The sequence below is a fragment of the Chromobacterium sp. IIBBL 290-4 genome, from assembly GCF_024207115.1.
Lineage (GTDB): Bacteria > Pseudomonadota > Gammaproteobacteria > Burkholderiales > Chromobacteriaceae > Chromobacterium.
In genome coordinates this window covers 3,147,176-3,167,565 of record NZ_CP100128.1, presented here as the reverse complement: position 1 = coordinate 3,167,565, position 20,390 = coordinate 3,147,176, and the positions used below count along the sequence as shown (strand labels likewise).

General features: G+C 61.0%; 14 protein-coding genes. 10 read left to right on the top strand and 4 right to left on the bottom strand.

The genetic code is table 11. The features are described 5' to 3' along the window. The first annotated feature begins 40 nt into the window (after positions 1–40). The 5 genes from NKT35_RS14865 (at position 41) to NKT35_RS14845 (ending at position 10,333) form a co-directional block, all read left to right on the top strand. Positions 41–1,762 carry a diguanylate cyclase gene (locus NKT35_RS14865; RefSeq protein WP_254294296.1) on the top strand — a complete coding sequence of 574 codons (1,722 nt, stop codon included), beginning with the start codon at positions 41–43 and terminating at the stop codon, positions 1,760–1,762. Positions 1,763–2,869: 1,107 nt separating this feature from the next. Further along, complete coding sequence (locus tag NKT35_RS14860; RefSeq protein ID WP_254294294.1) at positions 2,870–4,486, top strand: 3-keto-5-aminohexanoate cleavage protein; 1,617 nt, start codon at positions 2,870–2,872, stop codon at positions 4,484–4,486. 241 nt (positions 4,487–4,727) lie between these two features. Continuing rightward, the gene (locus NKT35_RS14855) at positions 4,728–6,167 is read left to right on the top strand and encodes a sensor histidine kinase (RefSeq protein WP_254294292.1); all 1,440 of its coding nucleotides are present in this window, start codon (positions 4,728–4,730) and stop codon (positions 6,165–6,167) included. Continuing rightward, positions 6,164–8,611 carry a two-component system response regulator gene (locus tag NKT35_RS14850; RefSeq protein WP_254294290.1) on the top strand — a complete coding sequence of 816 codons (2,448 nt, stop codon included), beginning with the start codon at positions 6,164–6,166 and terminating at the stop codon, positions 8,609–8,611. The genes NKT35_RS14855 and NKT35_RS14850 overlap by 4 nt, the downstream gene beginning before the upstream one ends. 582 nt (positions 8,612–9,193) lie before the next feature. Further along, complete coding sequence (locus NKT35_RS14845) at positions 9,194–10,333, top strand: GGDEF domain-containing protein (protein WP_254294288.1); 1,140 nt, start codon at positions 9,194–9,196, stop codon at positions 10,331–10,333. An 82-nt stretch (positions 10,334–10,415) separates the two neighbouring features. Here NKT35_RS14845 and NKT35_RS14840 read toward each other — a convergent pair whose 3' ends face one another. Both NKT35_RS14840 and NKT35_RS14835 read right to left on the bottom strand, forming a co-directional pair. After that, positions 10,416–11,042, bottom strand: coding sequence for a transglycosylase SLT domain-containing protein (locus NKT35_RS14840; RefSeq protein WP_254294286.1), 627 nt, complete (start codon positions 11,040–11,042; stop codon positions 10,416–10,418). Next, on the bottom strand, positions 11,027–11,317 hold the full coding sequence (locus tag NKT35_RS14835) for a hypothetical protein (RefSeq protein ID WP_254294285.1): 291 nt from the start codon (positions 11,315–11,317) through the stop codon (positions 11,027–11,029). The genes NKT35_RS14840 and NKT35_RS14835 overlap by 16 nt, the downstream gene beginning before the upstream one ends. Positions 11,318–11,630: 313 nt before the next feature. Between NKT35_RS14835 and NKT35_RS14830 the strand changes: the two genes are divergently transcribed. From NKT35_RS14830 to NKT35_RS14815, 4 genes are all read left to right on the top strand, one after another. Then, positions 11,631–12,470: a heme-binding protein gene (locus tag NKT35_RS14830; protein ID WP_254294283.1), complete on the top strand. Its 840-nt coding sequence runs from the start codon at positions 11,631–11,633 to the stop codon at positions 12,468–12,470. A 253-nt stretch (positions 12,471–12,723) separates the two neighbouring features. Beyond that, positions 12,724–14,004, top strand: coding sequence for a ferritin-like domain-containing protein (locus NKT35_RS14825; RefSeq protein WP_254294280.1), 1,281 nt, complete (start codon positions 12,724–12,726; stop codon positions 14,002–14,004). A 15-nt stretch (positions 14,005–14,019) separates the two neighbouring features. Then, positions 14,020–15,831, top strand: coding sequence for a LodA/GoxA family CTQ-dependent oxidase (locus NKT35_RS14820; protein ID WP_254294272.1), 1,812 nt, complete (start codon positions 14,020–14,022; stop codon positions 15,829–15,831). After that, a complete protein-coding gene (locus NKT35_RS14815; RefSeq protein ID WP_254294270.1) occupies positions 15,821–16,906 on the top strand; it encodes a tryptophan 7-halogenase in 1,086 nt (361 codons plus the stop codon). Before NKT35_RS14820 ends, NKT35_RS14815 begins: the two co-directional genes overlap by 11 nt. 75 nt (positions 16,907–16,981) lie before the next feature. Here NKT35_RS14815 and NKT35_RS14810 read toward each other — a convergent pair whose 3' ends face one another. Continuing rightward, entirely contained in the window at positions 16,982–17,254 is a 273-nt protein-coding gene (locus NKT35_RS14810; RefSeq protein WP_254294268.1) for a metal/formaldehyde-sensitive transcriptional repressor, read from the bottom strand. A gap of 138 nt (positions 17,255–17,392) precedes the next feature. On the opposite strand from NKT35_RS14810, the gene NKT35_RS14805 reads away from it, so the two are divergent. Further along, positions 17,393–18,526, top strand: a complete 1,134-nt coding sequence (locus NKT35_RS14805) for a nickel/cobalt efflux transporter (RefSeq protein ID WP_254294266.1) — start codon at positions 17,393–17,395, stop codon at positions 18,524–18,526. 35 nt (positions 18,527–18,561) lie between these two features. Here the strand turns inward: NKT35_RS14805 and sph are convergent, their stop codons facing one another. Continuing rightward, the gene (sph, locus tag NKT35_RS14800; protein WP_254294264.1) at positions 18,562–20,100 is read right to left on the bottom strand and encodes a sphingomyelin phosphodiesterase; all 1,539 of its coding nucleotides are present in this window, start codon (positions 20,098–20,100) and stop codon (positions 18,562–18,564) included. Between the last annotated feature and the right edge of the window lie 290 nt (positions 20,101–20,390).

Genomic DNA, 20,390 nt, shown 5'->3' with positions numbered 1-20,390 from the left:
CGAGCGACGCTCCTCCAACCGAGCCATCGCGGAACTTCTGATGCGACTGTCCCATATATTCACGCTGGTTTCCGCCATTCTGTTCCTGCTTGCCAGCCTGCCGCTGGGCTGGATCATTCAGCGCGAATGGGAAACCTACCACGCCACCGAAAACGGCTTGCAGGCGATTCAGATCGCCCGCCTGGCCATGGTGGCGGCGGAAAAGGTCTCCGCGGAGCGCGGCCCCGGCAACAGCCTGATCGGCAGCCCGCCCGATCCCGTGCTCAGAGAGCGTCTGCACCGGGCCCGCATCGTCAGCGACGCCGCCATCCAGGCCTTGCTGGACGCGCAAGGCGCAGACGCCGCGCCCGAACAGATCCGAGCCAGCCGCGCCATGCAGTCCGCGCAGAAACTGCTGGCGGTCGCCCGCAGCGACATCGACGAGATCAATCGCCAGCCTTATGAAGAGCGCGACTCGGCGCAGATGATGGCCGCGGTCCATCAGATGTTCGAAGTCATTCCGGCGATCATGGAGGCGGTCACCGCCCTATCCATCCATGCAGAAGACATCTACCCCCAATTGAGCAGCCCGCTCAGCAGCGCGCGCCAGGCCACGGAATTGCGGGAATACGCCGGCCGGCTGGGCTCGCAACTGACCGGCGCCCTATCAAGCCGCCGCCCCTTGACGGCAGAAGAGCGGCGGGAGGCGGACATGCTGCGCGGCCGCATCGTCCAACTGCACGGCATGCTCGCGCTCAGCATCGCCGCGCAAGACTCGCCGCCGGCGACGCTGGATGCCTGGCGAACGATGGAAGAACAGTATTTCCGCGATGCGATGGAGTTCGTCGACGGCATGGTCCGCTATGGCGCGCCGCCCGCCCACTTGAGCGCGGCCGCCTTCGCTTCCCGCTACGTGCCCGCCATGGCTTCCATGATGGCGCTGCGCGACACGATGATAGAACAGGCCATAGACACCGGCCGCCGCCAACATCAAGCCGCGCGGCGGAACCTCATGTACGCGATCGCGCTTGGGCTGGCCGCGCTGTTGGCCCAGCTGGCCCTGTACGTCTTCATACGCCGGCGGGTCGCCCAGCCGCTGCTCCAGGCCTCACGCTTGTTGACCGATATCTCGCACGGCCACCTGGACGCGCCGGTTCCGCCCCATCCCCGGCGGGACGAGATCGGCGACTTGCTGCAAGCCCTGGCGATATTGAAGCAACGCAGTCTGGAGAAGCTCGCGCTGGAGCAGGAAAAGCAAAGGCTGATCGATGAGTTGACCGAGGTGTCGCGCCTAGATTTTCTGACTGGGCTGCCGAATCGCCGGGCCTTCACCCAAAGCGCTCAGGCGGAAATCGCGCGCGCCTGGCGCTGCGGCGACACCATCACCTTGATTTTGTTCGACATCGACCACTTCAAACAGGTCAATGACAACCATGGGCATGACGCCGGCGACGCCGTGCTGGTCCACATCGCCGCCACCATAGCCGCGGAATGCCGCGAATCCGATCTGATAGGCCGCTATGGCGGCGAGGAGTTCATCGCGCTGACAACCTGCGGCGGCGAGGCGGCCGGCCTTTCGTTGGCGGAACGGTTGAGAGCCGCGATCGAAGCCTCGCCGCTCCAGTTGCCCGGCGGTCAAAGCCTAAGCGTCACCGCCAGTTTCGGCGCCGCCTCGCTGAGCGACGCCAATCACTCTCTGGAGCTGCTGCTGGTGGCGGCCGACCATGCGCTTTATTCCGCCAAGCGGCTGGGGCGGAACCGCGTCGAATGGAGCGGAAGCTGATCCCGGCCAGGATCAGGCCTTCGTACCTCCTGGCCCGAAATTAAACATTTGACATAACCTTGCAACTCCTTGGTTGCGCCTGCTTGCCATGCCACTCTCACTGTCTGCCTCGGAGAGCCTTGGCCCAGACTGGCGGCAAGTTTAGGCATACCCCTTGTGGAGATAGCCGATATTGTGGACCAGCCGTCGCAGCATTGGACTCACGAATCCAGATCAAACGAATAATAACGTCCGCCATATCGACGACATCATTGCCAACGTGCTCATCACAGGAGGTTTTCCGCCAAATCTGGTCATTTGATTAAATCAATCTGGATTTCACTTGAATTCAAACCCACTCTTTCCAAGAAAACTGCCACCCAGTTCCCAATCGCCAAGGCAGAATATGCGCAAAAACTCAAACTTCATCAAAAATATCACATATCAATCAATCATTAATAGAACAAAAATCACAGCTCAAGCCTTTCTTTCGCACGAATCATACGCGCAACTTCATTTCAAAAATCAACCACGATAAAAACAATAAAACCAACCATCCGCATTATGCAATACATCTGATTCAATCATGAGAAAATCAATACAAATAATTCTAAAAACACTAATTCTATAAAAAATTAAACTGACTGATATTTTCAATTTTTCCATTTGGATAAATAATACAGATAAAACGCAATTAATATGCAATTAGCATTACACCCTCGCCTTCCATCTCCTCTGTCCGCATAATTTCCTCGTCAAACATACAGCCTGTCCAAGACAGTCTGTCCATGCGCCTCATTTGACAGCTGACCGCCTACCACCTGATGACTCGATCATGGCCTGATGAACTAATCAGGATTTTCAACTAAGCATTCATACCAATATGAATTAGCCCAACCATTCAATTAAAAATAAATCGCAGAACAAACGACGCATCCATCATTGATGGCCACTTTAAGACAGGAAACCATACCTACCCCTTCGCTTCAGCTGGATAAAAGACCAGAACATGGCGCAAGGCTCATTCCATGAATAATGCGGAATTAGCCAAAAAAATTGACACACCATCAACCAAACAAGGTTTCGCCTGCTTTGCCGCATCAGCAGGCCAAGCCCAGGGAGCGATTCATGAGTAAGGCTTTTTACATCACGGCGGCTCCGGTTGGCGCCGTACCCAAATATCTGGATCCCCAGGAACCTAAATTCATTCCTGGCCTGCTGCTGGATCATTTAATTCCAAATGCGAAGTTGCCTGAAATCCTGCAGTTGCTGAAGCGCGAAGGATGGGAGTCGACTCCGGCCGGCGGCTGGCTGCTGCAAGATGGGTATGCGCCGGCAGCGAGCCGGGAAGACTTTTTCACCCTGCCCGAGGCTCAGCAAATCACTAGCCTGGAGGCGCTTCAAGCGGCGGGATGGCAACTTGGAAACGGCGTTTGGAGACCGCAGGCAGCAGCAGGCCCGGCCCCCGCGCGCCGGTTGCCTCGCACGCTTTTCAAGCTGATTCCGTCCCGCGCGCTGGTCCGGCAACTGGTGCAGCAGCTCACCACCCATGGATGGGAATCCGAACAGGGCGATCTCGTGTGGCGGTCTGAGCGGCTCAGCAGCTATCTTCCTCCGGAGATGGTGGCGGAAATCAAGACGCAAGCGCCTGAGGCCGCCTCTCTCTTCCTGGCTGGCGGCTGGAAAGCGAGCGAGGCCGGCATGTGGCAGCCCGGCAAGGCGCGCAGCCCTCACCTGCCCATCACGGCGGATCGCATCGTAGCGGAATCGCTTCACTGCGCGCGCGAAGGCGCCGCCGTGATCCACCTGCACACGCGCGATCTCGCGGATCAGGTCAAGCTCGCCATCCCGGGACTGGGCGCGCCCATCAGCGCAGGCCAGCAGCGCAATCAAATCGTACTGGATCAATACGAAAACATCGTGCCGGCCATGCGCCTGTCCGCTCCCGCCACGTTGCTGAACCTTTCCACCAGCGCTCGCGGCGATCGTTCTGCCTCGCAAAGCCCCTTGCGCCGCGCCCATCTGAAAAACTACGCGGGCTACGCCGCGCCTGAGATCGCCTCGCTGAGCCCGGGACCGGTGGTTTTCCAGACAGGGGGAGGCTATGACAATCCGAATGGCTTCCTGAGAGAACAGCTGGAGCATTTCCAGCAGACCGGCGTTCGTCCGGAAATCGAGGTGTTCAACCACATCATCACCGAAAACGCGATCACGCTGTATCGCCAGCCCTTGCAAGACAGCGGCGCGCCGGTCTTGTTCATGCTGGTGGCCGGCGTGGACCAGCATCGCCGCGACCCGGTCAGCGGAGAGGTGGAAGACGACTCGCTGATCGACCCCGCGTCCCGCAAGCAGATTCAAGCCCTGCTGCAACAGGAGGAAACCGCCGCCGCCGCCAAGCTGGCAGCCGAACAGCTGCGGCCCACCGTCAAACAATTGCGCCAACATTTCCGTGATTGCCGGATTTCCTTGCTGCTGCCGGGCGCGCTGCACGCCATCCTGGTCGATGTCGCCATCGCTCTGGATTTGGACGGCATCCGCGTCGGCCTGGAGGATGGACTGAACCTGATCGATCCGCATGTGCCCGGCGGCATCCGCAAGGCTAGAAGCGCCGAACAGGTGAAGGGCTTGCGCGAAGAGCTGGAGCAACGCGGCTACCATGTCATGGACGCGGACGAGCTCCGACGGGATCTGCGCATGCCGCGCCAGCGCCTGCACGCCGAAGCCGTGGAAAGCGTCGAGGCTTGACCGCACTCGCCCCGCCGGCAAGCAGCATCGCTGGCGGGGCACTCGCTCAAGACAGACCAGACATCGCTCCCCATGGGCGCCGCGCCCTGTCCTCTCGCCAAAACCGGCAAGTGCAAATACTTAGTGAGATCAATTCGCACTAAGCATGTCTTATATCTCAGAGAGCAAGCCTGATTCGAAATCATCGCCATTTCGATGCGGTCAGCCATTTTGTCTTCAGGCGATTCGCCAAGGGGATTCCATGACCCCTCGCACCACCTTGCTGCTCAATGAACCGTTGTCTGACAGCGACGAAAGCGAAGCCTGTTTCAGGCTGCTGGTCAATTGCGTGGAAGACTACGCGATTTATCTGCTGGACGCGGATGGCCGCATCCGCAGCTGGAACGCCGGCGCCGAGAGAATGGAAGGCTATCAAGCGGAAGAGGTGATAGGCCGGCACTTCAGCCTTTTCTATCCCCCCGACGGCAATCCCATGGCAAAAGCGACGCAGGAATTGGCCATCGCCAGCCAGGAAGGGCGCCATGCCGGCGAAGCCTGGCGCGTTCGCAAGGACGGCAGCCGCTTCCTCGCCGACATCCTGCTGACGCCGATTTACAACACGGCAGGCGGATTGAAGGGCTATGCCAAGATCACTCGCGACATCAGCTCGCGCAAACGCCTGGAAGAACGCTTCCATCTGGTAGTGCAGGAATCTCCCAACGCCATGGTCATGGTGAACGAGTCCGGCGTCATCACCTTGTTCAACCGGCTTGCCGAATTGCTATTCGGCTACCGCGGCGGAGAACTGCTCGGCATGCAAATGGAGCGGCTGGTTCCTGAGCGCTTCCGCAAGCAGCACGGCCAATTGAGGCAGCGCTTCCAACACCAGCCCGAAGCCCGCCCCATGGGCGTGGGCCGCGATTTGTTCGGCCTGCGCAAGGACGGCAGCGAATTCCCCATCGAGATCGGCCTCAACCCCATCGTCACCGAAGATGGCCCCATGGTGCTGGCCGGCATTGTCGATATGACCGCCCGCAAGCAGGCGCAAAACCAATTGGAAATGGCGCTGCAGGAAAAAACCACCCTGCTGAACGAAGTGCACCATCGGGTGAAAAACAACCTGCAAGTCATCATCAGCCTGCTCAATATGCAAACCCATTACGTGCGGGAGGAAAGCGCCCGCCAGGCCCTGCAGGAAAGCCAAACCCGGGTGCGCTCGATGGCCTTGATCCACCAATTGCTGTATGAGCGCCATGACTTTTCCAAAGTCGATCTGGGCGAATACCTGCAGCGCTTCAATCAATTGATGATGAGCAGCTATGGCCTGCAAGCCGGCCGTTTGCGGGTGGAACTGATCGCGCCGGCCGGCGAAGTCTGCATCGAACTGCAACGCGCCACGCCTTGCGGCTTGCTGATCAACGAACTGCTCACCAACGCGATCAAGCACGCCTATCCGGAAGGACAAGGCACCATCTGGCTGCGCTTGGAGCGCGAGGACGACAAGCACGCCAGACTGACCGTCGCCGACCATGGCGTCGGCATGCCGAAACCCGCGCGCGAAGGCGCCACCTCCTCGCTGGGCTTGCAACTGGTGCCGATGCTGGCGGAGCAAATGGGCGCGACCCTGGAAATCAGCGACAACGCCCCCGGCGTCAGCATTGAGGCGCGCTTTGCCATTTTCGACGCGGGAGAAGCGCCATGAAAGCGGGCCGCATCCTGATTGTCGAAGACGAACGCATCATCGCCATGGACTTGCAGCTCCAGTTGCAAGCGCTCGGCTATACCGTCTGCGCCGTGGTGGCGACCGGCAAGCTGGCCATAGACAAGGCCAAGGAAGAGCGCCCGGACCTGGTATTGATGGATATCCATCTGGAGGGGGCGATGGACGGCGTCGATGCCGCCACTGAAATCTATCTGGCCTTGAAAACGCCCATCGTTTTTCTCAGCGCCTATGCGGAGGATGCGACGCTGCAACGCGCCGAAAGCGCCCTGCCCTATGGCTATCTGGTCAAACCCGTCTCGCCGCGCGAACTGCACGCCACGCTGCAAATGGCGATGTCGCGCTCGCACATCCAGCAAGACGCGGATGCCCTGCTGGGACGGTTCAGCAAGGCCATGCAAGCAGCCCGGCTGGAAATCTGGGAATGGCGCGCGGACATCGATCATCTGAACATCTATAGCCTGAACGGGCTCGACATGCTGCCGCGCAACCAGGTGATCAGCGAACCCATCCGCAACTTTCTGGAAAAAATAGACCGCCGCGACCTGCCGGCCGTGATGCAGGCCATGGAACAAACCCGCCAGGAGGGCGGCAGTTTCACCGTTTCCTTCCGCCTGCAAGATGGCGGCGCCGACGGCGAACGCTGGCTCGAAGCGCACGGCAAGCGTTTCGACGAACTGCACCAGAATTGCCGCATCATAGGCGTGCTGCAAGACATCACCACGCGGCGCCAGACCGAGGAGAGGCTGCGCCAGGCCGTCACGGTTTTCGATTCCACCGCCGAGGGGATCGCCATCCTGGACGCGGAACGCAAAGTGGTTTCCATCAACCCGGCCTTCACCGAGCAAACCGGCTACAGCGAAGCGGAGGCCCTGGGCTGGGCCAGCATCGACTCGCTCTACCTCAAGCCGCACAGCGCCGGCTTGATCGAACAGCTGCAAAACGGCGAACGCAAGCTGTGGCAAGGCAATGTCAGCTACCTCCACCATCGCGGCCATAGCATCAGCATTTGGGAAAGCCTAAGCGCCGTGCCCGGCCACAATGGCAAAATCACGCATTTCGTTTTGGTGTTTTCCGACATCAGCTCGGTGCTGGCCGCCCAGGAGCAACTGGACTTTCTGGCCAAGCATGACCCGCTGACCAATCTGAGCAACCGGCGCATGCTGTTCGACCGCCTGGAATACGAACTGGCTCAGGCGACCCGCCACCGCAAGATGGTGGCGGTGCTGTTGATCGATCTGGATCATTTCAAGCACGTCAACGACTCGCTGGGCCACGCGGCGGGAGACCATCTGCTGACCATCATCGCCGCGCGGCTGCAAGCGTGCGTGCGCGCCAGCGACACGGTGGCGCGGCTGGGCGGCGACGAGTTCTGCATCGTGCTGGGCGATGTGCGCGCGCCGTCGCAGATCGACCAGACCGCGCAGAAACTGTTGGACAAATTAAGCGAGCCGGTGCAGCTGGAGCAGATGACCTGCTATGTGAGCGGCAGCATCGGCATCGCGCTCGCGCCCACGGACGGCGCGGCGGTCAGCGAACTATTGCGCAATGCCGACCAAGCCATGTACGGCGCCAAACAGGCCGGACGCAATCGCTGCTGCTTCTACGCCCCCGCCATGCAAAAGGCCGCCGAAATCCGCCTGCAAATCTCCAGCGGACTGCATCAAGCCCTGGAGCATGGCGCGCTCCGCCTGCTATTCCAGCCCATCGTCGATCTCGCCGACGGGAAGGTGGTCAAAGCGGAAGCGTTATTGAGATGGCGCCACGAACAAACCGGGGAGATTTCCCCCAGCGTGTTCATTCCCATCGCGGAAGAGTGCGGCATGATTGGCCCGATCAGCGAATGGGTATTCGACGAAGCGCTTCGGCAACTGAGCCGCTGGCTCTCATCGTTGGACCGCGCGCCGCAGGTCTCCATCAATGTTTCCGCTTTGCACTTCCGCGACGAGCAAAACCACACGCGCTGGATACATAAAGCCCGTGAAGCCGGCATGCCGACCAATACCTTGGTGCTGGAAATCACCGAAAGACTGCTGCTTGACGCCGACCCCAAGGTCAGGCAAGCGCTAGACCTCTACCGCTCGGCGGGCTTCATGATCGCCCTGGACGACTTTGGAACCGGCTATTCCGCGTTGTCATACCTGAAACAATACAATCTGGACTATCTCAAAATAGACCAATCCTTCATCCGCCAGCTGGACGTAGACGCGCGCGATCAAGCCCTATGCGAAGCCATTATCGCGCTGGCAGGCAAGCTGGACTTGCAAGTGATCGCCGAGGGCGTGGAAACCAAGCGTCAAGCCAACTTTCTGCTAGAGGCCGGCTGCCGCTTGGGGCAAGGCTTTCTCTATGCCCCGCCGATGGAGGCGGATGCCTTCATCGAGCTATTTTGCAAAACAAACGCCGCCTACCACCCTTCGGGATAAAACCTGCCCCGACGATTAGCGCTCCGACAATGCCGAAAGCATCAAGATCGACCCCGCCGTCACAACATGCGCAAGCGCAGCCTTGCGCCATCAATCTGGAATAGACGTCCCTATCCGAAAGCTCCGCTTTTCTCCGGGCATATGTGAATAGGCCAGGTTCTGACCGCCCGAGGATTGCAGCGTGGACTGCATCCAGCATCATGGCCGGCGCAATGCCCATCATAGGGAAATCACATTGACTTGCCTGTTCCTTGTGATTCCACTGCGATAGAAATATTCATGGACAGGCGAAGTATTTCTGAATAGTCATTCAAGTTTAAACAGTGATAACAAAGTTAAGCTTATTGCACTCCAGCCTCTTATACCAATGTCAAAACAACAAAATTCATGCAGTCCCGCATATTTCCAGTGCATAATTACCAAAATGCCATGCGGATCATCAAAAGATCAACACAAAATAAACCAAAGGCATGCATTAAATAAAAACGCAAACCAAATTGAGTCAATCTCATGTCTGCCCCGCCCCTACAAAGTATCCTCGACTTCAAATCAACCTTGTTGAGCACAACGGGTTACACCGTCATGCTGACTATGGTGACACTGCTTTTCTGGTTCAATAACCGGAAAGAAAAAAGCCTGTTCACGCTTAGCCTGGGTGGCGTGGTAACCGCCATCGGCACCATGCTCGCCTATTTCCCGGCCGGGATGGGCGCATGGCCCATGCTGATCACCAATACCGCCATTCTCATGCTGTTTCATCCGCTGGCGGTAATCGCTACCCGGCAAGCGTTTTCCCGCCAACCCTTATGGTGCCGCCACCTGCTGATTTGCGTCCCCGCGATGCTGGCCTATATATACTGGGCAGGCGGCAGCAACTTCGACAAACGGGTAGTGGTCACGTCAAGCACCCATCTGCTGTGCTGGTCGCTGATCGTTTACCAGCTGTTCCGCAACCGGCATCAAGCGCCCCCCATCGCCTATCGCCTTTTGCTGGGCGTGGCGTCGCTGATGGTGGCAACCTCCCTGTTCCGGCTATTCATCTCCGCCTCGGGATACAAGCTCGACTTTCCGCAGTTCAATCTGCTCGCATCGCTTGCCTTATTCTGGATCGGCTTCAGTTTTGGCCTCTCCATCCTCTATCTCGGCTATGAAAGATTGCTGCTGCAATTGCAAGACCAGGCCCAGCAGGATGGACTGACTCGGCTGTACAACCATCGGACATTCAAAGAGAAAGCGGAACAACTGTTCGAGCATGCGCGGCAAAAACGCATGCCGCTGGCTTTGCTTCTCATCGACCTGGACCACTTCAAAAGCATCAATGATCGCTTCGGCCATCAGGCCGGCGATGATGTGCTCAAAGAATTGGCGGACTGCCTGCGCCAGGAGGCCCGCCAAACCGATCTGCTCGGTCGACATGGCGGCGAAGAGTTTGTGATGCTGCTGCCCTGCACCAATGATCTGGAAGCCTGCAATGTGGCGAATCGCCTGCGTCTGGCCATCCATAATCTGAACCCAGTCGTGGATGGCCGCACCTTATCCATCAGCGGCAGCATCGGCGTCGCTTGCGCGCGCCATGAAGAGCACGGCAATCTGGCCGAACTGTTCCTGGAGGCGGACATGCTGCTCTACCAGGCCAAACACCGCGGGCGCAATCGCGTGGAGAGCAGCAGAAGCGTCCAGCCCTGTCCATCGCTGGCAACGGAGATGCAAGGACTGCGGTGAGCCATGCGGCAAGGGCGGGCCCGAGTTCGGGACAGAACAGGACGAGCTCAGACCGGCCTTATCGGCGCGGACTCATCTTCGGCTAAGGCCTCGCCTCGCCGAAATACGCCTGATACTTGGAACGCCGAGTCACCATCACATTGCGGACATGCGTATTGGTGATGTCGGCGAATGACTGCCCGTAGCCGGCCTGCCGCACTCTGGATTGAGCGCTGCTGCGCTCCAGATGGCCAAACCATCGGCCCGGCAGGCACCCCGGCATGCGCGAGCACAGCGTCCTTCTGGCAATCACCCCGCCCAGGCCCGAGTTATAGGCGGCATCCATCATCGCCAAACGATCGTCTTCGCTCGCGGCCCAGCGGATCAGGCGGTAATTGCCGCGATTCTTCAATACCAGCGCGGTCAGCTGATAGCGCGCATCATAGGCATTGGCCCAGCTCCAGCCCCGCAGCTCAGGATAAGCAGCGGCCATGTCGGAAATAGCGTCGAAGCGGACCGAGCCATCGGCGCGGTAGGCCTTGGTGAACTGGCCCAGCCCCGCGCCCAGCTCTCGCTTGGTTCTTAGCGTGGCCTGCGCCCGCCAGCCGCTTTCCTGCTCCACCTGGGCCGCCAGCACCGAAGGCGAACCCAGTTGCGGCCAGTTCTGAGCAATGGCGCCTGCCAGCACCGGCAACAGGGCCAGCGCAGCCGCGCTCAGCCCCGCAGCCACAGCACACCGCCCAGCACCACCGCGGCCATGAACAGCCTGTCGGACAAAACCACCAGCGCGGCGCCGACTGGCGATGCCAGCGCCGCGTCGGCGGCCGCGGAAATATCCGCATGAAACAGCGCCTTGCGCAACAACAATGCCACGCCCACCAAGATGGGCAAAGCCAGACCCAGCTGCAGCCAGGTTTGCGCCACGGCGCGGTCAATCCAGAACAGCAAGGCGGTGGCTGGCAGAGTCAACAGGTAAATTCGATAGTCCAGTAATTTTTTCAACACGGAATGTCTCCAGGAGGGGAATGGTCGCGCCGGCGAGCATCGATCCAGCGCCCGCCCGGCAGCCTCACGCCATCTTGCCCCTCCCGCCGCCGCCGAGCAGGGCGACGGCTTTCAGTACCCGTAATTCCCCTCTCTTGACAGCGCCTCCCGCCAAACTATAACCAGCACAAGCCCATATTCCATTTGGCGAGCATGGATAAGTAAATATACATATATGACATCAAATGCCAGCCGCCGATCGCAAAGGCTGGCGTATCGGGTTGTTTGGCTATACCGGACCGCTTCGACTTCACCTGTTTTAGGAGAGTTTGAAATGAAACTGTTTGAACGCGCCGCCGCTCCTGTCAAGCAAACCCAGAGCCAACTAGGCCCCTTGGCTGACTTGCCTGGCACCTGGTTTGGCCATGGCTACAATCTGATCGCCGTACCCGACTTTCAGAACAATCAGATCTTTCGCCTGATCGTCAACGCCACCAACGAAACGCTGACTTTCAACGCCATCGGCGGCCCCGTTCCCAACCGCGGCTCCAAACAAGACGATATTTTCATCTACGGCCTGACCTATCTGCAGCAAGTCAGCGATGCCGCCACCGACGAGGGCATCCACATCGAACCCGGCCTGTGGCTCAATGTTCCGCCCACCAGCGACCCTGACGCCCCCTCCACCATCGTCCGCCAATCCACCATTCCGCATGGCGACTCCGTGCTGGCGCAAGGCCAGTCATCCTGTGAAAGCCGCGCGCCGGTCATCGCGCCGGTCAGCCCGCTGCCGACGCCGCTTCCCGGCGAGCCGCCGCTGCCGCTGGGCTATACCGACCCCTACCTGAACGGCACCTTTCCGCCGGGATTCGATATGCAGAATCCCAACCAGGCGCTGGTCAATGTGCTGAACGCGCAAGCGGATCAGGGATTAAAGGTGGTCAACACCGTCAACCTGCCGGTCAGCACCAACAATGTCGGCGCCGTCGCCAATATTCCGTTTGTGGTCGTCAACGCCAACGCCACCCAGATGGATTCCATCTTCTGGATTGAAACGGTGCAACGCAAGGATGGCAGCCAATTCCTACAACTGCAGTACACCCAAACCGTGCTGCTGGTGTTCGACGGCGTCATCTGGCCGCATATTTCGGTGGCCACGCTTATCAAGCGTTAAGCCGTTTATTGGCGCGCCGCCAGACGCGGCGCGCCGGATGGCTGACCGCCCCCTGCGAGACCGGAGCGCCAGTCGCGCCTATCGATCGCCGATGCGCTCTGCAAAGGATCGGCGCTCAAAAGGCCGGCGGCGCAACCAGCCGCGTTGAGGTCGATGGCAAAGCCGGCTCAGCCGACTCTCCAAAAGCATTGTCAGTCCAAAGCGCGCCCTCTAGGCCGCGCGCGCAACCTGTCTTCCTAATGATGGAGGAAACATGACCCGAATCGTCGATTCCAACAAACCCTTCGGCATGCTGTTCGACCGCGCCCGCGGCCAGCTCAGCGCCGAAGACAAGGCCGCCGGCGACAGCCGCAAGCCGCTGCAGGACATGGCCCAGCTGGCCATCATGGTGGAAATGACCACTATTCCGCCCTATCTGACGGCGCTGTACTCGATCAGCGACCCGAATACCGAGGCCTATCAGCTGCTGCGCAGCGTGATGATGGAGGAAATGTTCCACATCAACCAGGCGGCCAATCTGATGGTGGCCATAGGCGGCCGACCGAAGATGACCGGCAGCTTCACGCCAACCTATCCCTGTTATCTGCCGCACGCCAACCCTGACACCACGCCCTTCATCGGCCTGTGCCGCGCCTCGGTGGAAGTGTTCAACGACACCTTCACCGCCATCGAAACCCCGGCGCCGCCGCATGCGCTGCCGCGCGGCAACAACTACAGCTATATCGCCCAGCTCTACGACATGCTGCTCTTGTGCCTGGAGCAGTACAGCGGCGCCCAGCCGCTGTTCGAGCAGAATCCGGACGCCGCCCAGCGCATCGACATCTATCTGGGCAAGTTCGGCGGCAAGCCCATTCTGGTGACCGACCTGGCCAGCGCCCAACTGGGCGTGCAGCAGATCGTGCAGCAGGGCGAAGGCAGCGTGCCGGAATCGCAATCGATGATTCCGATCGAGCCCTGGGCCACCTATAACGGCTATGGCCAGCGCACCGACGGCACTTACGGCCCCATCATAGGCTCGCCGTACGAGCTGTCTCACTTCAAGAAATTCCGCACCGTCTCGCTGGACCGTGACCGTTTCCCGCCCACCTACCCCATCATCTCCAATCCCAAGCGCAGCGATTTCACCAATCCGGTGGCGCTGGAGCTGGCCGAGGTGTTCGACCTCGCCTACAGCGTGATGCTGGATTCGATGGAGCGCAGCTTCTCCTCGCGCGCGCCGGGCGCCAACGACACCTTCTTCACGCTGGCGCTGCCGCTGATGCACCAGGCGCTGCCCACGATCGCGCGCCAGCTGATGACCACCCCGGCCCACGCCAACACCAATAGCGATGTCGGCCCCAACGGCGCGCCCACCTATCTCTACCAGCCAGGCAGCAATCTGGCCGCGCTGGGCAAACGCTTGCAGAGCTCGGTCGGCGTGGTGAAGCAGAACATCGACGACCCGGCCGATCGCGAAGAACTGGTGGATGCGCTGGAAAGCGTGCGCGCCAATATCGATCAACTGGCGACCGCCCAACACATCCGCCACGCCTGAGCTAGAGGAGGCCATATGACCGAATACCGAATCTATCCCGCCATCGGCGTCGCCCGCGTCGGCAATGCGCCGGAAAAGTTCTACATCGAACCGGACCAATACTGCGGCCTGCCCATCCTGCCCGATGGCCAGCCCTTCACCCAACAAGACTTCCGCGACGCGGAAGGCCGGCTGTGCCGCCAGGCGGCCCGCTTTCAGGTTTACAAGGTGGAAAACGGCCACAGCGAGCCGGTCACCCTGTCTAGCGCCGGCATCAAATCGATACGCTGGACCGCGCACCTGGCCAATAAGAAACCCAGCTGGTACACCTTCGTGCCGGCCGAGGGCGAAGGCGGCTACGCATCCAGCCACCCCTTGCGCAATCCGCAAACGACAGACCGCCACACCTTGTTGATCGATGCCGGGCCGCGGCAGATTTCCGGACGCAGCCAAGCCGGCGTGCAATTCAGCAAAAGTACCGTGCCGGCCGGCTACCGCGGCGCGCATTTCCCGCCCAGCCCCCTGTACCCGATGAAAGACGCCATCGACACGCTGGGCGAACTGCGCACCGATCAGGAAGGCCGGTTGCTGGTGCTGGGCGGCTACGGCGTCTCCGGCTCAGCCGATCCCGACGCCACCATCACCGACTACGCCAATAACGACGGCTGGTGGGACGACACCTCGGATGGCCCGGTCAGCGCGCTGATCGAGTTCGACAACGGCGACAAGATCGAAGCCCTGCCCGCCCACGTGCTGGTGGCCCCGCCCAAATACGCGCCGGAGATTCCCAATCTGATCACGCTGTACGACACCATCTTCGATGCCATGGTGCGCAGCGGCCACTACCCGGACATCTACGAAAATGGTTTCTGGAAAGCCGGTAAAACCGGCTTCCTGCCGAACTTCCGCACCGAAATCCGGCCCATGCTGGAACGCGCCACCTATATGCCCTGGGTAGCCGCCATTCCGCCCAAGCCGCACCATTTCGATTTCGAAAAACTGGGCGCCACCGGCGCGGACGGCATGGGCGCGGAGGAATTCCAGGGGTTCCGCCAATACATCCTCGACTTCATCCGCCCGCCCTACCAGGAAAACGACATCCTCAACGCCAGCGGCGCCACGCTGATGCCTTATCTGGCCGGGGACAACTGCCTGGTGAAGAGCACCGCCACCAGCACCTATATGCGGCTCACCGACACGCAGTACTTCATGCTGCAGCAATGGGTGGCCGGCTATTTCGTCGATCAGGACCAAACGGCGGACGCGGGAGAAAGCCTGACCCGCGCGGCGCTGGACAATTGCGTGGGCGGGCCGTTTTCGCCCGGCATCGAGATGACCTGGATCTCGCGCAATCCGGCCATCTACGACCAGCCCTTCCGCATCCGCAACCGGTTTGTGCCGGAAGGGCCGCTGAGCCTGGACTTCAACCTCAGGCTAGGCATGGAGCCGGGCGATGTCACCCGCTATATGGCCATACCATGGCAGGCGGACTTCAACGAATGCTCGTCGCAGCCGATAGACGGCCGCCGCCTGTGGTGGTGGCCGGCGCAGCGGCCGGAGTTTGTCTATCTGGAGCCCAAACCGCAGCTCAACACCTTGCGCGCCACGCCGCCCGCGCCGCCGGACCAGGAAACCGGCAAGCAAGTGCCGTGGCTGGGCACCGACTACGACCAACTGGGCAGCACGTTCATCCAGTTCGCCGACGACATCGACATGGTCAAGTACTGGGCGGGCCTGGGTTTCATCATGGAGAAGCAGGTCGAAGGCAAGCGCCGCTTCGTCGAGGTGGAGCGCGAGCTGCCGCGGCCTTTCGATCCCAGCGACGCGCCGGAGGAAAATGATCGCTAAACCTTGCGAGGTCCTGATCGCCGGCGCCGGCCCCGCGGGCTGCGCGCTGGCGCTGGCGCTGAACCAGGCGGGCGTCGATGCGCTGCTGCTGGACAGGCCGCTGGCTTGGCCCTTCCGCATCGGCGAATCGGCCTCTCCGGATGTGGCCGGCCTGTTGGCCAAGCTGGACGTGGAATACGCCTTGCTGGGTCAGCAGCCTTGCCACGGCAATGTGTCGCTATGGGGAGGAGATCAGCCGCAACTGGATCATTTCCTGTTTCGCGCCCAAGGCCACGGCTGGCACCTGGACCGAGCCGCCTTCGACCGCGCCTTGCAGTTGGAGGCGATGGCGCGCGGCGTCGCGCTGCTGGCTTGCTCCGGCGTGGACGGCATCGCGCCGGACACGGACGGCTGGAATGTCCAGGTTCGGGGAATGGGAGCGGTCAAGGCCAGGATAGTCGTCGATGCCGGCGGGCGACGTTCGCCGCTGGCCAGCCGTCTCGGCGTGCCGCGCCATCAACTGGATAAACTGATAGCGCTGGCCTGCCACGCGCCGGAAGCCCAAGCGCTGGCGGGCTACTCCTTGGTGGAATCCACGCCCTATGGCTGGTGGTACGCCGCGGGTCTGCCAGATGGTCGCGCGCTGCTGGCGTTGATGACCGATCAAGACTTGGCCAAGCAAGCTCGCCTGTCCGATCCGCAAGTCTACGCCGCCGCCTGGCGCGCCACCCGCTTGCTGGCCGAGCGGGCGCCCGCCATCTTGCCAGACGCCGTGCACGCCTTCGCCGCGCATAGCGGCTGCGTCCAGCATGCCGCCGGGCCGGGATGGCTGTGCGTCGGCGACGCCTTGATGGGGCTGGACCCGCTGACTTCGTCCGGCATCAGCGGCGCGCTGAGCGACGCGCTGGCCGCCGTCCCGGCGGTATTGGGAATGCTGGATGGCGATCTTGGCGCGGCCCGGGCTTACGCCCAGCGCGCCGATGAAAGCTTCCGGCGTTACTTGCGGGAACGCGCCGGCCACTATGGCGTTGAAACCCGCTGGCCGGAACAGCCTTTCTGGGCCCGGCGCATGGCGGCATCAACCATGCCCGCCTGAACCGCGCAAGACGCGGCCTGCCTATTTACCGTTGGCTGGCCGCGTTTTCCTTTCCGCAGCCGGGAAGCCGCAAGGCTATTTCAAATACGACTTCACCACCTGCAGCACCACTTCCAGTTCTTGACGGCGCTTGTCTTCGTCCGGCTCCATCACCAAGTGGTCCACCAGATGGCCTTCCATCACCGCGGCCATCAGGCCGTTCACCGCGCCGCGTATCGCCGCGATCTGCTGCAGGATGGCGGCGCAGTCGTCGCCGCTGTCCAGCTGCTTTTCCAATGCCGCGGCCTGCCCTTTCAGCCGGCGCACTCGCGCCAACAGTTTGGCCTTGTCCTTGACGGTATGCGTCATGAACGATTCATCCTCTCGATCAAAGCGCCAGCTTACCATGCAGATACTATCCACCAGTATTTATATACTAGGGGCTAGTATTTTTATACTGGCGGGCAGTATACTTCAGTCGCCTTGAAACTTTGAGAAACTCTCGCCATGACCGAATTCGCCACCCTGCTGCAACAGGGCAACGCTTGGCTGTTCATTCCCAGCGCCATCTTGCTGGGCGCGCTGCACGGACTGGAGCCCGGCCACTCCAAAACCATGATGGCCGCTTTCATCGTCGCCATCCGCGGCACGGTTAGCCAGGCGGTGTTGCTGGGCCTTTCCGCCACCTTGTCCCACACGGCCGTGGTCTGGCTGGTAGCCTTGCTGGGCCTGCATTTTGGACGCAACTGGAACGCAGAGACTTCCGAACCCTATTTTCAGGCCGCCTCGGCGGCGATAATCATAGCCGTGGCCGCCTGGATGCTGTGGCGCACCTGGCGCCAGCAACGCGTCGCGCATGACCACGACCACGACCACGACCACGACCACGACCACGACCATCAGCATGGTCACGCCGAATCCAAGCTTATCGATACCGGCCACGGCCTGATCGCGCTGGAAATATTCGAACAAGGCGCGCCGCCGCGCTTCCGCATCCATCCTCGCGGCAAGCATGGCCATGCCTGGGCGGCTGCGGAGGCCAAACTGTCGCTGGAGCGGCCCGACGGCAAGCAGGAAAGCTATGTCTTTGTTCAGCGCGACGGCTTTCTGGAATCGGAACAGCTCATTCCCGAGCCGCACCAGTTCATCGCCCGGCTTCAATTGGGACATGGCCATCACAGCCATGATTACGATGTCACGTTCAGCGAAGATCATGCGCATGCGTCTGCAAACCGGGCCGGCCTCGACCTGGGAGACGCCGGCTATCAGGATCCGCACGAGCTGGCCCACGCCAACGACATCCGCCGCCGCTTCGCCAATCGCCAAGTCACCACCGGCCAGATCGTGCTGTTCGGCCTGACCGGCGGCCTGGTGCCCTGCCCTGCCTCCATCACCGTCTTGCTGCTATGCCTGCAACTGAAGAAGATGGCGCTCGGCGCCGGCCTGGTGCTGTGCTTCAGCATCGGACTCGCGCTCACCATGGTGGCGTCCGGCGCGCTGGCGGCCCTCAGCGTGCGCCATGCCAGCCGCCGCTGGAGCGGCTTCGGCGAGTTCGCGCGCAAAGCGCCATACTTTTCCGGCGGGCTGATCCTGGTCGTCGGCTGCGCCCTGGGCATCCAGGCGCTGACCGCGCTGCGCTAAACCAACGGTCCGTTCCCGCGCGGGCCGACTGTCCCTCACCTGGCGGCAAGGCGCTTTTTTCGATAAACCAGCTTATCCGACCAATCCAGCCGGGCGCCGGGCGCGCCCAGGCGGATGCGGAATTTCTCGCCCTCGCCCGCCGATGGCTGCCACAAATACAGCTGATCGGCATGGCTGCCGCCGCTCCAGGCGGTGACATAATAGTCGGCCGCGCGCGCCCAATCCTTGAACGACACCACGTCGCCATCCTGCAGGCAGCCCTCCGGCCGGCTCTGATTGACCAGACGCAATTCGGCGGAGCGGCTCAAGGGGCCTTGCGCGGTGTAATAGGCGTACTGATTGCCGCCCACGCCGCCCGACCAGGTCCAGAAATTGCCCGGCCGGTCAGCCCTTTCCACTCGCACATACTCGCCGGAACGGATGCAGCCGTTGTCGCGCATCGAGAAATTATTGGACAGATTGAACAGCGACTGCGCGCCGGCGCTGGCCGCCGTAGTTTTCAGCCAGCCGTCATTGGCATCCGCCGCCTGAATGAAGCGGCCGTTGCCCAAGCTCTGCAAGCTGGCGAGTCGATACGCGCCGGCGCCCTGAGAATGGGTGGGCGTATCGGCATCGGCCCAGGCGAAAGCCTGGACAGGATAATGATCGCTGACGTCGGCATAGGCATAGGTTTGCTTGGCCACTGCCGATTGCGCCGTCCACTGCGGCGACGGCGCGTCCTGCGCCAAATTGTGCCAAACCGCGGGTAGGCGATGGCCCTTGAGCATCAGGATATAGTCTATGTATTCCGGCGCGTCGCCGGTGCGCGCGCCATAACGCTCCAGCGCGATGCCGTTGTTGCGGGTGTCGAAACTGTACGGCACGCCTACATAGCGCGGCTCGACCGCCTGCAAGATGTCCAGCATCGCCTGATATTCAGCCGCCTTGCCCTTATCGGTATTCATATCGCCAGCCACGATCACCACATCCTCCGGCGGCAGCTGCTTGGCCTTGATCCAGTCGGCCATCTCGCGCAGCTGCGCCTGCCGCACGGCGATGTCGGCATGATTGCGGCAGCCGCTATCCTCCGATTGCAAATGGGTGCCGATCACATGATAGAACTGCCCGTTGACGTTGATCCGGGCATAGGCGAAGCCTTTCAAGGCCTGGCCATCCCAGCTGCAACCCGGCGTTTTGTACAAATACTGCCTACGCTCCACGATGGGCCAGCGGCTGACGATGGCCACGCCGCCGTCTTCCGGCCGCAGGCTGTCCCAGCCCTCGGTGCTGTCCCAGCCTTGCTGGGTACGGCCTATCACTGGGGTTTGATAGGGGAAGCGCGCCTTCAGCAGCTGCAGCAGATGTTCGGACGCGCTGTTGTCCTGCAGCTCTTGGAACACCAGCACATCCTGGCGATTCGCCACGGCGGACGCCGCCATCAACTCCACCCGCCGCATTTGGCCGTAGTTGGGATACAAGGCCTGCGGCAACAGCATCGCGTTCCAGGTGGCCAGTTTCAGATCTTCGGGATAGCCGGCATGGCCAAGCGAAGGCCATGCCAAAGCCGCGCAAAATAGAACAGACCAGGCTTTCATCTACACTCCATACGAGGGTGGGAAAGCGAAACAGCGTGGCCGGGCAATATTGCCAGCGAGTGAAATATCAAAAAATTAATATGGCATATTCAAAGCTGGCCGCATTGGCCTAAATGCCTGGACAATCTTTCCAGAACTGCCTGGATTATCTGGCGACAAAACCTCAATAAACTGCAGTCCATGAGCAAAACGTCTGCCACAGGGTCAGGGCCGGCTGGCACAAGATCCTCAGTCCGCGGCGCCTGCCGCTGGCTCAGCAGACAGAACCGCGCCTGAAACGCGCAAGCCCC

Coding starts and splice junctions, on each gene's coding strand:
- NKT35_RS14865 (WP_254294296.1), top strand. CDS start 41: ATGCGACTGTCCCATATATTCACGCTGGTTTCCGCCATTCTGTTCCTG.
- NKT35_RS14845 (WP_254294288.1), top strand. CDS start 9,194: ATGCTGACTATGGTGACACTGCTTTTCTGGTTCAATAACCGGAAAGAA.
- sph (WP_254294264.1), bottom strand. CDS start 20,100: ATGAAAGCCTGGTCTGTTCTATTTTGCGCGGCTTTGGCATGGCCTTCG.
- NKT35_RS14810 (WP_254294268.1), bottom strand. CDS start 17,254: ATGACGCATACCGTCAAGGACAAGGCCAAACTGTTGGCGCGAGTGCGC.
- NKT35_RS14830 (WP_254294283.1), top strand. CDS start 11,631: ATGAAACTGTTTGAACGCGCCGCCGCTCCTGTCAAGCAAACCCAGAGC.
- NKT35_RS14825 (WP_254294280.1), top strand. CDS start 12,724: ATGACCCGAATCGTCGATTCCAACAAACCCTTCGGCATGCTGTTCGAC.
- NKT35_RS14820 (WP_254294272.1), top strand. CDS start 14,020: ATGACCGAATACCGAATCTATCCCGCCATCGGCGTCGCCCGCGTCGGC.
- NKT35_RS14860 (WP_254294294.1), top strand. CDS start 2,870: ATGAGTAAGGCTTTTTACATCACGGCGGCTCCGGTTGGCGCCGTACCC.
- NKT35_RS14805 (WP_254294266.1), top strand. CDS start 17,393: ATGACCGAATTCGCCACCCTGCTGCAACAGGGCAACGCTTGGCTGTTC.
- NKT35_RS14815 (WP_254294270.1), top strand. CDS start 15,821: ATGATCGCTAAACCTTGCGAGGTCCTGATCGCCGGCGCCGGCCCCGCG.
- NKT35_RS14850 (WP_254294290.1), top strand. CDS start 6,164: ATGAAAGCGGGCCGCATCCTGATTGTCGAAGACGAACGCATCATCGCC.
- NKT35_RS14855 (WP_254294292.1), top strand. CDS start 4,728: ATGACCCCTCGCACCACCTTGCTGCTCAATGAACCGTTGTCTGACAGC.